Consider the following 13,518-nt stretch of genomic DNA (forward strand, 5'->3'; position numbering starts at 1 on the left):
TTCCGGCCACCGCGCCCGCTTCCGCCCTCCGCCCGCCCGCCGCGGACGAGCTCGACCCGGAGGAGCGGCTCAGCCGCGCCGAGGTGGAGGCACTGCAGCTCGAACGGCTGCAGTGGACCGTGCACCACGCCTACGCGAACGTGCCGCTGTACACGCGGAAGTTCGACGAGGCCGGGGTGCACCCGGACGAGATCCGCAGCCTCGACGACGTCCGGCGGCTGCCCTTCACGACCAAGGACGACCTGCGCGAGACCTATCCGTTCGGGATGTTCGCCGTGCCCATGGACCAGGTCGCCCGCATCCACGCGTCCAGCGGCACGACGGGCCGCCCGACCGTGGTGGGCTATACCCGCGGCGACCTCGACCGGTGGGGCTCGCTGGTCGCGCGATCGCTGCGAGCGAGCGGCATCCGTCGCGGCATGAAGGTGCACAACGCCTACGGCTACGGCCTGTTCACCGGCGGCCTCGGGGCGCACGCGGGCATCGAGGCGCTCGGCGCGACCGTGATCCCGATGTCGGGTGGACAGACGGCCAGGCAGGTGCAGCTGATCCGCGACTTCGAGCCCGACGCGATCCTGTGCACGCCGAGCTATCTGCTCACGATCGCGGACGCGATGGCCGCCCAGGGCATCGACCCCCGGTCCACCTCGCTCAAGGTGGCCGTGCTGGGCGCGGAGCCGTGGACCAATGAGATGCGTCACGAGCTGGAACTGCGGCTCGACATCGAGGCGCTCGACATCTTCGGACTCAGCGAGGTCATGGGGCCGGGCGTCGGCAACGAGTGCCTGGAGACCAAGGACGGCCCGCACCTGTGGGAAGACCATTTCCTTCCCGAGGTGGTCGACGGCGACACGCTTCAGGCGCTGCCGGACGGCGAGCGGGGAGAGCTGGTGTTCACCTCCCTCACGAAGGAGGCGTTCCCCGTCATCCGCTACCGCACGCGCGACATCACCCGGCTGCTGCCAGGCACCGCGCGCCCGGGCATGCGGCGGATGGAGAAGGTCACCGGTCGCAACGACGACATGATCATCCTGCGCGGCGTGAACCTGTTCCCGACGCAGATCGAGGAGCTCGTGCTGGGGATCGAGCACCTCACGCCCCACTTCGTGCTGGAGCTGACGAAGGAGGGCCGGATGGATGCTCTCGCGGTGCGCATCGAGCGGCACCCCGACCTGGCGATCGAGACGTGCCAGGCCGCGGCCGACGTGCTCGCGCAGCGGATCAAGGTGTTCGTCGGCTCGACCGTCGCGGTGCGCCTGGAGGAGCCGGGCGCCCTGCCCCGCAGCGAGGGCAAATACAAGCGGGTGTACGACCTGCGCTGACACGCGTCGTGTCCGAGCGGCGCCTGCGCGGCAGACCGGGCCCGCGGTGCGAGACTGAGGGGGATGTCCGAGATGCAGACCACGCGGCGCGGCCGCCCCGGGTACGACCAGCAGGGGATCCTCGCCGTCGCGGTCGCCGCCTTCATCGAGCACGGCTACGACGCCACGTCGATCGGGATGCTCGCCGAGCGCCTCGGCCTGTCCAAGTCGGCGATCTACCATCACTTCGGCTCGAAGGACGAGATCCTCGACCGCGCGCTGGACGCCGCGCTGAGCGGCCTGGAGGCCGTCGTCGATGCACCACTCCCCGCTGAGGCGGGCTCTCCCGATGCGGGTGCCGGCTCTCCCGATGCGGGTGCTTCCGGCGCGAGCGCCGCCGACGCCGTCGCCCGGCTGGAGCACGTCCTGCGGGGCGCCGTCCATGTGCTCGTGGACCAGCTGCCGGCCGTGACCCTGCTGCTGCGCGTGCGCGGCAACACGGATGTCGAGCGTCGTGCCCTCACGCGCCGTCGTGCCTTCGACCGACGCATCACCGCGCTCGTCGCGGAGGCTCAGGCGGAGGGCTCACTGCGCTCCGACATCGACGCGGCCGTCGTCGCCCGTCTCACGTTCGGCATGATCAACTCGATCGTCGAGTGGTACCGCCCCGGCGGACGCGAGGGCGCCGACCGCCTCGCCGACGACGTGGTCGCGATCGCGCTCGACGGCCTCCGGAGACGCTAGCCGCTCGCACGCCGAGACCCCGTCTCCGCGTCGAGGCCCCGCCCTTTCCGCGGGGGAACGGCGGGGCCTCGGCAACAGCCCGGGGTCGCGGCAGACGCGTCAGCTGTTATGCCGCCGCGAACTCCTTCGCGACGAGGGTCAGCACGTCGTACGTGGCGACGATTTCGTCGTCCTGGTTCTTCAGCACCGCGTCCCACCGCACCTCGCCGTACTCGTCGGTCTCCCGCGGAGTGATCTGCTTCGCGGTGAGCTCGACGCGGATCTCGTCGCCGGGCGACACGGGCGTCACGAAGCGCAGGTTCTCCAGGCCCGAGTTGGCGAGCACGGGGCCGGGTGCCGGGTCGACGAACAGTCCTGCCGCCCAGGACACCAGGAGGTAGCCGTGGGCCACCCGCCCGGGGAAGAACGGGTTCGCTGCGGCCGACGCCTCATCCATGTGCGCGTAGAAGGTGTCGCCCGTGAACGCCGCGAACGTCTCGATGTCCTCCAGGGTCACGGTGCGCGACGGGCTCGCGACCTGATCGCCGATCCGCAGCTCCGACAGCGGCTTGCGGAACGGGTGGATGCCGTCGCCGGAGTCGTACGGGCGGGCGCTCGCGCCCTGGTGCCACACGCCGGTGAGCGCCGTCATCATCTCGGGCGAGCCCTGCATCGCCGTGCGCTGCATGTGGTGCAGCACCGCCCGGATGCCGCCGAGCTCCTCGCCGCCGCCCGCGCGTCCCGGCCCTCCGTGGACGAGGTTGGGCAGCGGCGAACCGTGGCCGGTCGAGCTGCGCGCGTCGTCGCGGTCGAGGAACAGCACCCGCCCGTTGTAGGCGGCGATGCCGGCGGCGAGCGTGGTCGCGACCTGCGGGTCGTGCGTGGCCACGCTGGTCACGAGGGAGCCGCCGCCGCGCGCCACGAGCGTCGCCGCCTCGTCGAGCGTGCGGTACGCGAGGATGCTGGAGACCGGGCCGAACGCCTCGATCTCGTTCACGGCTGCGCTCTCCGCGTCGGTGAAGCGCAGCAGGAGCGGGGAGACGAAGGCGCCGTCGGGGGCCGTGCCCTCGGAGCCGTCGCCGAGCCGCACGGTCGGGGCGTCGGTCGAGCCGATCACGAGCTCACCGCCGCCCTCCTGCAGCCGCGCGACCTGACGCAGCACCTCGTCGCGCTGCGCCGTGGAGGCGAGCGGACCCATCGTCACACCCTCGGCCCGCGGGTCGCCGACGACGATCCGCTCGGCGAGGCGTGCGCGCACGGCGGCGATCACGTCGTCCACCGCGTCCTCCGGCACGATCGCCCGCCGGATCGCCGTGCACTTCTGTCCCGCCTTCGAGGTCATCTCGGCGACGAGCTGCTTCACGTAGGCGTCGAACTCGGGGGTGCCGGCGACCGCGTCTGTGCCGAGGATCGAGGCGTTGATCGAGTCGGTCTCGCTCGTGAAGCGCACGCCGCCGGTCTGCACCGCGTCGTGCGCGCGCAGGCGCTCGGCCGTGGACGCCGAGCCCGTGAACGCCACGAGGTCACCGAGGCGCAGATGGTCGAACAGGTCGGGGACGCTGCCGGACACGAGCTGGAGCGACCCCTCGGGCAGCAGCCCCGACTCGACCATGACCCGCACCATCGCCTCGGTCAGGTAGCCGGTCGGGGTCGCCGGCTTCACCACCGTCGGGACGCCGGCGAGGAATGCGGGGGCGAACTTCTCCAGGGAGCCCCACACCGGGAAGTTGAAGGCGTTGATCTGCACCGTCACGCCGGGCAGGCGCGTGTAGATGTGTCGGCCGAGGAACGAGCCGTCCCTCGACAGGTTCTCCACGGCGCCGTCGACGTACACCTGGGCGTTGGGCAGCTCGCGGCGGCCCTTGCTGGAGTAGGCGAACAGCACGCCGATGCCGCCGTCGATGTCGACCCAGGAGTCCTGGGCCGTGGCGCCCGTGCGGCTGGAGATCGCGTACAGCTCCTCCTTGCGCGCGGTCAGCGCCAGAGCGAGCTGCTTGAGCAGTACGGCACGCTGGTGGAAGGTCAGCTCTCCGAGAGACGCCTGTCCGACGGTCCGGGCGTGGTCGAGCGCGCCGGCGAGGTCGAGCCCTTCCGTCGAGACGCGTGCCACGACCTCTCCTGTCGAGGCATCGCGCACCTCAGTGGCCTGCTCATCGGCGGACGGCGTCCACCAGGAGCCCTGCACGTAGCTGGGGAGGATCTCGGTCATCGGGGTTCCCTTCATCAGTCGTCCCATTCGTAGAAGCCGCGGCCGGTCTTGCGGCCCAGGTGTCCGTCGGCCACGAGCCGGCGCAGCAGGGCGGGCGGTTCGAACCGGGGACCCAGCTGCGCGGCGAGGTATTCGGCGATGCCGAGTCGCACGTCCAGCCCGACGAGGTCGGTGAGGCGCAGCGGACCGACCGGATGCTTGTAGCCGAGCGTCATGGCGGCATCGATGTCGGCAGCCGAGGCCACCCCGTCCTCGAGCATGCGGATCGCCTCCAGCCCGAGCGCGACGCCCAGGCGGGACGAGGCGAAGCCGGGGGCGTCGGCGACCACGATCGGCGTCTTGCCGAGAGCCTGCACCCATCCGCTCGCGGCCGTCACGAGCGCGGCGTCGGTCGCATCGCCGCGCACGATCTCGACGAGGGTGGACGCGGGCACGGGGTTGAAGAAGTGCATGCCGAGGAAGCGGGCAGGGCGGTCGAGCGCGGCGGCGAGCTCGTCGATCGAGATCGAGGAGGTGTTGGAGGCGAGCGCCGCGGAGGGAGCGAGCTGCGCCTCGACACGGGTCAGCGCGTCGACCTTGAGCCGCGCGTCTTCGGGCACCGCCTCGACCACGAGGTCGCACGCGGCGAACGCGGACGCGTCCGTCCCGGTCGCGAAGCGGGCGCGGTACTCCTCGACGGTCGAGGTCGCGGTGCCGCGGGCGATCGACGCGTCGACAGCGGAGAGCACGCGCACCGAGGCCGCCTGGGCGGCGTCGGCATCGCGTTCGACCACGGTCACGTGCGATCCCGCCAGCAGGAACGCGTGCGCGATGCCTGCGCCCATGCGGCCTCCGCCGAGCACGCCGACGCGGGCGGGTGCGGATGCGGTGGACGTGCCGGGGGCGGTTGCCGAGGAGGGCGCGGTCGGGGCGGAAGCGTCGGGAGCGGCTGCCCCGGTGGGCGCCGAGGAGGGCGCGGTCGGGGCGGAAGCGGCGGGAGCGGCTGCCGCGGTGGGGGCCGAGACGGGCGATGTCGGGGCGATGGCCGCGTTCGAGGACGGCGCGGAGTCCGATGCCGCTGCGGGCGCCGGGAAGGCCGTGGTCGTGGGGGAGGGGGTGTGCGCGGTCATCGGTCTCTCCGCTCGAGGAAGGCGGTCATGCGGCGGAACTTCTCCGGGCTCTCGAAGAGCGCGGCCTGCTCCTCCAGATCGACGGCGGGATGCTGCGCGCGCGGTGCGCGGAACACCCGCTTCGTGGCCATGGTCGCTGTCGGGTCGTTGCGGGCGATGCGGTCGGCGATCGCATGGGCGGCGGTGAGCAGGTCGGTCGGCTCATGCAACGAGGAGACCAGGCCGAGGCGCAGCGCCTCCTCCGCCTTCACGGTGCGCCCGGTGAGCAACAGCTCGATCGCGTGGGCGTCGCCGACGATCTCCTTCAGACGCCAGCTGGCTCCGGCCGCGGCGATGATGCCCAGCCCGGTCTCCGGATTGCCGATCGCGAGGGCGGGGGTGGCGATGCGGATGTCCGCGGCATACGCCAGCTCCGCGCCGCCGCCGAGGGCGTAGCCGTCGATCGCCGCGATCACCGGCATCGGCAGTTCCGCGAGACGCACGAACGCGTGGGCGTTGATCCCGCGCAGGGCGTCCGCGGCGCGGCGCTCGCGCAACTGGGCGATGTCGGCTCCCGCCGCGAACACGCCGTCCGCGCCGGTGAGGATCAGGGTCTTCGGCGTCTGCTCCAGCTCCGCGCACAGGGCGTGCAGCGCATCGATCATGGCCTGGTCGATCGCGTTGCGCTTGTCGGGGCGGTTCAGCGTGGCCACGACCCGGTCGTCGTGGCGCGTGAGGAGCAGCGGCTCCGCGGTGGTCGTCACACCCGCTCCAGGATCACGGCGGCACCCTGACCGACGCCGACGCACATCGTCGCGAGTCCGTGGCGTGCACCTTCGCGTTCCATGCGCCCCATCAGGGTGACGAGCAGCCGGGAGCCGGACGACCCGAGCGGGTGCCCGAGCGCGATCGCGCCGCCGTCGGCGTTCACCCGCTCCTCGTCCAGGCCGAGGCGGCGGATGCACGCGAGCGACTGGGAGGCGAAGGCCTCGTTGAGTTCGACCGCGCCGATGTCCTCCAGCGACAGGCCGGATCGGCGCAGCGCCTTCTCGGTCGCGGGCACGGGTCCGAGTCCCATCACCTCCGGGGCGACCCCGGCTGCCGTGCCGACGACGATCCGCGCGCGCGGCGAGAGGCCGTATCGCTCGACGGCCTCTTCGCTCGCGACGACCACGGCGGAGGCGCCGTCGTTGAGGGCGCTGGAGTTGCCCGCGGTGACGACTTCGCCGCCCGCCACGACCGGCCGCAGTCGTGCGAGGACCTCCAGCGTCGTGTCGGGGCGCGGGCCCTCGTCGTCCAGCACCTCGCCGTCCCGCACGGGAACGCCGACGATCTCGGGCGCGAAGCGGCCGGCGGCGATGGCGGCGGCGGCGCGCTGCTGCGAGCGGAGCGCGAACGCATCGGCCTCGGCGCGCGTGATGCCCTCGACCCTCGCGACCTCCTCCGCGGTCTCCGGCATCGTGAACGTGGCCTTGTCCCTGGCGACGAGTCGCGGGTTGGGGAAGCGCCAGCCGATCGACGTGTCGTAGGCGGCACCGGGCTTCGCCCACGCCTTCTCGGGCTTCGCCTGCACCCACGGGGCCCGCGTCATCGACTCGACGCCGCCCGCGACGATCAGGTCGGCGTCGCCCGCGCGGATCGCCTGTGCGGCCATGGTCACGGCGGACATGCCGGAGGCGCACAGGCGGTTGACGGTGATCCCTGGGACGGTGTCCGGCAGTCCGGCGAGCAGGACTGCCATGCGGGCGACGTTGCGATTGTCCTCGCCCGCCTGGTTCGCGGCGCCCAGGATGACCTCGTCGATCTCGCTCCGAGCGGCGTCGAGCCCCGCGCGCTGCACGGCCTCGCCGACGACGAGGGCCGCGAGGTCATCGGGTCGGACGGAGGAGAGGGATCCGCCGTAGCGACCGACCGGGGTGCGGACGCCTCCGACGAGATAGGCCTCGGGCATGCGGATCTCCTGACTTCGTCGTCCTGGGGGTGGTCCGGGAGCGGCCGGTCATGAATTACTGACCGATCGTAAAGTAATTATGGCACAGCCGCATGGCCGGCCGCGATCCCGGATCGGGGCTCAGAGCCCCAGGTTCACGCCCTTGGTCTCCTTCACGAGCGAGACGCCGATCAGCGAGATCACCGACGCGACCGCGATGTAGACGCCGATCGTCCACGACTGGCCGGTCTGCCCGAGCAGTGCCTCCGCGATCATCGGGGCGAACGCGCCGCCGAGGATCGCTCCCAGCGCATACCCGATCGAGACGCCCGAGTAGCGGACGTTCGCGGGGAACATCTCCGCATACAGGGCCGCCTGCGGGCCGTAGGAGAGTCCGAGCGCGAAGGTCATCACGAACAGCGCCACGAAGTACCAGAGGATGTTCGCGGTGTCGATCAGGAACCACATCGGCACGGCCCACAGTGCGAGCGCGACGTAGCCGATCTGGAACGTCCTGACCCGGCCCAGCCGGTCCGACAGATGGCCGCCCCACAGCGTGAAGATCAGCCAGCCGAACGAGGCGAGGGTGGTCGCCAGCAGCACCGGCGGCCGCTCCATGCCGAGCGCCGTGACGGCGTAGGTCGCGAAGAACGCGATCAGCAGGTAGCCCGCGGCGTTGTTGGCGATGAAGATCACGGCGGTGAGGACGACCTGCTTCGTGTGCGCGCGGAACAGCTGTCCGAGCGGTGCCGAGGCCTCCTTGCGGCGGCGACGCAGATCTTCGAACACGGGGCTCTCGTCGACCGCGCGACGGATCACGTAGCCGACCGCGATCAGCACGATCGACAGCAGGAACGGGATGCGCCAACCCCACTCCAGGAACGCCTCCGGGGACATCGAGCTCGTGAGCGCCCACAGCGTGAATGTCGCGAGGATCATGCCCACGGGCACGCCGATCTGCGGGAACGCGCCGAACAGGCCGCGGCGCTTCGACGGTGCGTGCTCGACGGCCATGAGGGCGGCACCGCCCCACTCGCCGCCCGCCGAGAAGCCCTGCAGGATGCGCAGCACGATCAGCAGGATCGGGGCGGCGACGCCGATCGCCGCATATGTCGGCAGCACGCCGATGAGCGAGGTCGACAGGCCCATCATGATGAGCGTGAAGACGAGCATCTTCTTGCGGCCGAGCTTGTCGCCCAGGTGACCGGCGACGATCGCGCCGAGGGGGCGGAACAGGAAAGAGATGCCGATCGTGGCGAACGACAGCACCTGCGCGAGCCCGGGGCTGGACTCGGCGATGGGGGCGAGGAAGAGCGGGGCGAGCACGAGACCCGCCGCCTGGGCGTAGATGAAGAAGTCGTACCACTCGATCGACGTTCCCACGAGGGTGCCGGCGAGGACCCTGCGCTCCTCGGCGGGCATCCTCCCCGTCGACGTTCCGGCTGCGGTGGCTGAGGTCATGCGAACTCCGTTGTTCTGCGTCGGGTGCAGCGGCGCGGGTACGCCGCCCATTACTTACCGAATGATCGGTCAGTAATCGCCGAGCGTAGCGCATCCCGCCCGGCGCCACGAGACCTCAACGGGATCCGGGGTCGCGTCGGGTCGAGGTCGAGGGGTCGCGGGGTCGCGGGGTCGCGTCGTGGTCGAGGTCGCTGTGTCGCGTCGAGGTCGCAGTGTCGCGCCGGGGTCGCAGGGATGTGGCGGGTGCGTGCGACGCGGGGCCGGATCTGCGGTCACACCCGTCCGAACGCCCGCAGCGGGTGCTCGATCAGCTCGGTCACGCGCCGCAGGAAGCCCGCCGCGTAGCCCCCGTCGCAGACGCGGTGGTCGAACACGAGGGAGAGCTGCGTGATGCGCCGGGCCACGATCGCCCCGTCGACCACCCACGGGCGTTCGAGGATGCGGCCGATGCCGAGGATCGCGACATCCGGGTGGTTGATGATGGCTGCGGAGCCGTCCACGCCGAGGCCGCCGTAGTTGTTGAGCGTGAAGGTCGAGCCACGCAACCGCTCCGGAGGCATCGTGCCCGCCCGCGCCGTCGCCGCGAGCTCCCGCAGAGCCGCGTCGAGCTGCTCCACCGAGAGAGCGTGGGCGCGGGGGAGCACCGGCACGAGCAGCCCGCGCTCGGTGTCCGCCGCGACGCCCAGGTTGACCCCGTCGAACGAGATCAGCTCCGCGGCGTCGTCGCTCAGACGCGAGGCGAGCACCGGATACTCCTCCAGCGCCAGCAGCACGAATCGTGCGAGCAGCGCCGTGATCGACGGAGCCTTCCCGCCCTCGGGAGCCATCTGCGCGCGGAGCTCCCACAGCGCGGTGGCGTCGACATCCACCCAGACGGTGGCCTCCGGGATCTCCGACCGGCTGCGCGCGAGCTTGGCGCTCACCGCGCGGCGCAACGGCGACAGGCGCTCGCGGGAGCGGACGGCGAGACCGTCGAGCTCGCCCGTCTCGGGGGTGGACGCGCCGTCGGCCGAGGAGGCGGGGTTCGTCCCGGAAACGGCTGCGCGGGCGGATGAGGGGGCGGGGTTCCTCCGAGGAGCGGCCGCGGACGCCGCGTCATCGAGGCCGAGGTCGACGGCGGCGCGCAGCACGTCGCCCCTCGTGATCGCGCCATCGGCGCCGGTCGGCGTGATCGCGTGCACGTCGAGGCCGAGGTCCCGTGCCAGCCTTCGCACGAGCGGCGAGCGCACCGCCACGGGCAGCTGTGCCGTCGCGTGCAGCAGACGAGAAGCTGCAGAGGTCGACGTAGCGGGTGTCGCGCGCGGCCGACGGCGGCCCTTCGTGTTCGCCGCCGAGGTGCCGTAGCCGATCAGCACGTTGCCGGAGCCGGCGCGCTCCTCCTGCCGGTATGCCTCGTGCTCCGCCGGACCGCCGGCCGCCTCCGCCGCGGGCGCATCCGCAGTCCCGCGGGACGGCGAGTCCGACGATGAACCGGACGATGCGTCCGCCGAGGATCCGGAGGGGGAGCCCGTCGTCGCCTCGGGGTCGGCGACCTCGAGCACCGGCGCGCCCACGTCGATCGTGTCGCCCGGCGTGCCGTGCAGCGCCACCACCACGCCGGCGAACGGCGACGGCAGCTCGACGACGCTCTTGGCCGTCTCGACCTCGGCGATCGCCTGATCCGTCGCGATCGTGTCGCCGACGGCGACCAGCCACTGCACGAGTCCGGCCTCCGTCAGTCCCTCGCCCAGATCGGGCAGGCGGAAGACGCGGGCGGCGGTGTTCACGGAGGTGCTCATGCGTCCTCATCCCAGTGCAGCGTGTCGATCGCGTCGAGCACGCGGTCGACGTCGGGCAGATACCAGTGCTCGAACTTCGGCGGCGCGTACGGCGTGTCGAATCCGGTGACCCGGCGCACCGGAGCCTCCAGGTACTCGAAGCAGCGCTCGAAGACGCGCGCCTGGATCTCCGAGGCCACGCTGACGTAGCCAGGGGCCTCGGCGATCACGACCGCTCGACCGGTGGAGCGCACCGCAGCGGTCACGGTCGCATCGTCGAACGGAGCCAGCGAGCGCACGTCGACGACCTGCACGCTGCGTCCCTCGGTGGCGGCGACCTCGGCGACCTCCAGGGCCAGCGGCACCGAGGCGCCGTAGGCGAGCAGTGTCACGTCCGTGCCGTCGCGGGCGATGCGCGCGGTGCCGATGTCGGCGGTGAGGGCCGTGTCGACCTCGCCCTTCGACCAGTACAGCTTCTTCGGCTCCAGGAAGATCACCGGGTCGGGCGAGGCGATGGCCGCACGCAGCAGCGAGTATGCATCCTGCGGGGTCGACGGGCTCACCACCGTCAGTCCGGGGGTGTGCGCGTAGTACGCCTCCGAGGAGTCGCAGTGGTGCTCGACACCGCCGATGCCACCCCCGAACGGGATGCGGATGACGAGCGGCATCCGCAGGCTCCCACGCGTCCGGTTGGCGAGTTTGGCGACGTGGCTCACGATCTGCTCGAACGCGGGAAGGGCGAACGCGTCGAACTGCATCTCGACCACCGGCCGCATGCCGTTCATCGCCATGCCGACCGCGGTGCCCACGATCCCCGACTCGGCCAGCGGGGTGTCGAAGCAGCGGTCCTCGCCGAAGCGGGCCGTGAGGCCGTCGGTGATGCGGAACACGCCGCCGAGTGCGCCCACGTCCTCGCCGAACACGACGACATCGGGGTCGGCTGCGAGGGCATCGGCGAGCGCCCGGTTCAGTGCCGCCGCCATCGTCATGGTCACGGGTGGGGCGTCCGTCGGCGCGGCTCCGTTCGCGGTGCCGGCCTCGTTGAGCGGCGCCCGGTTCTCGGCTTCGGTGCGGGTCGCGGACTCGTCCGGAACGCCCACCCGGCTCCGCTCCTGACCCTGCGTCCCGGCCTCGGCCCGGGCCTGTGCCTGTGCCTCTGCCTGGGTCTGTGCCTGCACCTGGTCTTGACCTTCCGTCCCGTCCAGCGCCGTCGTCCTGTCCTGCGTTCCGCTCGACGGGGCGGCGGCGTGCTCGGCGATGCTCATGAGTGGCCTCCGTTCGACGTGGTCGCGGTCTCGGCGAGCCGCGAGCGCTCGAGTTCGTCGCGAAGGAGCTGCCACTGCTCCTCGCGCTGGGGCGACCGATGGACGGTCACGTGTGCGAAGAGGTCTTCGGGGTTGAGGTCGGCGTCCGTGTTGAGCGCTGTGCGCATCGCCGCCGCGATCTCCTCTGCCCCGGCGGCGAAGCGTGCCTCGGTCTCGTCGTCGAGCACCCCGGTGGTGGTCAGATGGGCACGCAGACGCAGCAGCGGGTCCCGCGCCAGCCAGGCCTGCACCTCGTCACGCTCGCGGTATCGGGTGTCGTCGTCCGCGTTGGTGTGCGCCTGCATGCGGTAGGTGTGTGCCTCCACCAGCGAGGGGCCGCTGCCGGCGCGGGCGCGCCCGACGGCCTCCTGGAGCACCGCGAGCACGGCCGCGGTGTCGTTGCCGTCGACGCGCTGCCCCGGCATGCCGTAGCCGATCGCCTTGTGCGCGAGCGAGGGCGCCGCGGTCTGGCGGGACAGGGGCACGGAGATCGCGAACTCGTTGTTCTGCACGAAGAACACGACCGGCACCTGGAACACGGCGGCGAAGTTCATCGCCTCGTGGAAGTCGCCTTCGCTCGTCGCCCCGTCGCCGCACAGGGCGAGGACGACCGTGTCCTCGCCGCGGTGCTTCGCGGCCTGCGCGAATCCGACGGCATGCAGCAGCTGCGTCGCGAGGGGGGTGGCCTGCGGCGCGACGCGGTGCGCGCGGACGTCATAGCCCGAGTGCCAGTCGCCCTTGAGGAGCACCATCGCCTCCGCGGGCGCGACACCGCGGGCGATCACCGCTACGGAGTCGCGGTAGGTCGGGAACAGCCAGTCCGTGTCGGCGAGAGCCTGGGCCGCCGCGACCTGGCACGCCTCCTGGCCGTGGGAGGAGGGGTAGACCGCGAGGCGGCCCTGCCGGACGAGGGCGTTCGCCTGCTCGTTGATGCGGCGTCCTTCGACGAGACCGCGGTAGGCGGCGAGAAGCGAGTCCCGATCGGGCAGCGAGTACTGCTCGTCCGGAAACGCGGTGCCGTCCTGCTCGATCAGTCGCACCGGGGTGTCTCGCGGAAGCATGTCGGTGTGCAGCATCGTTCGCCCTCCTCGCCGAACTCGATGTCGCCAGCATGCCCGGGCGGTGACACTCATCCAATATCACGAGGCGAATCGTGGACGTCTGCACTCTCCGCACCCGTTCTCCGTTCAAAATGTCAGTATTCTGGCAGGGACGAAGGGGGTGCCATGACGGCCCTGGACGACACGGATCGCGCGATCCTCACCGAGCTGCGCCGCGACGCGCGCGCCTCCATGACCGCGATCGCCGACGCCGTGCACATCTCCCGCGCCGGTGCGCACGCTCGGATCAAACGGCTCACCGACGCCGGCGTGATCACGGGTTACACGGTGCGCACCGACCCCGTGCTCCTCGGCCACCACGCCAGCGCCTACGTCACCCTCGCGATCGAGCAGGCGACCTGGCAGGAGGTGAGCGCGCGGCTCCGCGCGATCCCCGAGATCGAGCACATGGCGCTCGTCGGCGGCGACTTCGACGTGCTGCTGCTGGTGCGCGCCAACGACGCCCGCGACCTCCGCAGGATCGTGCTGGAGGACATCCAGGCCATTCCGTCGATCCGCTCGACCAGGACCATCCTGATCTTCGAGGACTACGACCGCGCCTGACGCGGGCGCGGCTTCGTTCGCGAGCCGGGTCCTGCCGGTGTGCTTCCGCGGCATACTCACATGAGTATCGGAATATTGCTC

General features: G+C 71.7%; 11 protein-coding genes. 3 read left to right on the forward strand and 8 right to left on the reverse strand.

Features of this window, described 5'->3' with window-relative positions:
* Positions 1 to 1,322 (forward strand): phenylacetate--CoA ligase PaaK (gene paaK / locus M3C17_RS12690; protein WP_259978141.1); only part of this gene is annotated, 1,322 nt, incomplete at its 5' end.
* 63 nt (positions 1,323 to 1,385) lie between these two features.
* Positions 1,386 to 2,045 carry a TetR/AcrR family transcriptional regulator gene (locus tag M3C17_RS12695; RefSeq protein WP_259978143.1) on the forward strand — a complete coding sequence of 220 codons (660 nt, stop codon included), beginning with the start codon at positions 1,386 to 1,388 and terminating at the stop codon, positions 2,043 to 2,045.
* 106 nt (positions 2,046 to 2,151) lie between these two features.
* On the opposite strand, the gene paaZ is transcribed toward M3C17_RS12695, so the two are convergent.
* From paaZ to M3C17_RS12735, 8 genes are all read right to left on the reverse strand, one after another.
* Entirely contained in the window at positions 2,152 to 4,233 is a 2,082-nt protein-coding gene (paaZ, locus tag M3C17_RS12700) for a phenylacetic acid degradation bifunctional protein PaaZ (RefSeq protein ID WP_259978144.1), read from the reverse strand.
* A 14-nt stretch (positions 4,234 to 4,247) separates the two neighbouring features.
* The gene (locus M3C17_RS12705) at positions 4,248 to 5,075 is read right to left on the reverse strand and encodes a 3-hydroxyacyl-CoA dehydrogenase family protein (RefSeq protein ID WP_259978181.1); all 828 of its coding nucleotides are present in this window, start codon (positions 5,073 to 5,075) and stop codon (positions 4,248 to 4,250) included.
* 263 nt (positions 5,076 to 5,338) lie between these two features.
* Positions 5,339 to 6,085, reverse strand: coding sequence for an enoyl-CoA hydratase/isomerase family protein (locus M3C17_RS12710; RefSeq protein WP_259978146.1), 747 nt, complete (start codon positions 6,083 to 6,085; stop codon positions 5,339 to 5,341).
* Complete coding sequence (locus M3C17_RS12715) at positions 6,082 to 7,272, reverse strand: acetyl-CoA C-acyltransferase (protein ID WP_259978147.1); 1,191 nt, start codon at positions 7,270 to 7,272, stop codon at positions 6,082 to 6,084. The genes M3C17_RS12710 and M3C17_RS12715 overlap by 4 nt, the downstream gene beginning before the upstream one ends.
* 120 nt (positions 7,273 to 7,392) lie before the next feature.
* A complete protein-coding gene (locus M3C17_RS12720; protein ID WP_259978148.1) occupies positions 7,393 to 8,712 on the reverse strand; it encodes an MFS transporter in 1,320 nt (439 codons plus the stop codon).
* Positions 8,713 to 8,984: 272 nt separating this feature from the next.
* Positions 8,985 to 10,490 carry a dihydrolipoamide acetyltransferase family protein gene (locus M3C17_RS12725; protein WP_259978149.1) on the reverse strand — a complete coding sequence of 502 codons (1,506 nt, stop codon included), beginning with the start codon at positions 10,488 to 10,490 and terminating at the stop codon, positions 8,985 to 8,987.
* Complete coding sequence (locus tag M3C17_RS12730) at positions 10,487 to 11,458, reverse strand: alpha-ketoacid dehydrogenase subunit beta (RefSeq protein ID WP_259978183.1); 972 nt, start codon at positions 11,456 to 11,458, stop codon at positions 10,487 to 10,489. The genes M3C17_RS12725 and M3C17_RS12730 overlap by 4 nt, the downstream gene beginning before the upstream one ends.
* A gap of 272 nt (positions 11,459 to 11,730) precedes the next feature.
* Positions 11,731 to 12,849: a thiamine pyrophosphate-dependent enzyme gene (locus M3C17_RS12735; protein ID WP_259978150.1), complete on the reverse strand. Its 1,119-nt coding sequence runs from the start codon at positions 12,847 to 12,849 to the stop codon at positions 11,731 to 11,733.
* Between the two features lie 150 nt (positions 12,850 to 12,999).
* Between M3C17_RS12735 and M3C17_RS12740 the strand changes: the two genes are divergently transcribed.
* Complete coding sequence (locus M3C17_RS12740; protein ID WP_259978155.1) at positions 13,000 to 13,437, forward strand: Lrp/AsnC family transcriptional regulator; 438 nt, start codon at positions 13,000 to 13,002, stop codon at positions 13,435 to 13,437.
* Positions 13,438 to 13,518 lie beyond the last annotated feature (81 nt).

Origin of the sequence: Microbacterium sp. p3-SID336 (assembly GCF_025143365.1) — a bacterium.
Classification (GTDB): Bacteria; Actinomycetota; Actinomycetes; order Actinomycetales; family Microbacteriaceae; genus Microbacterium.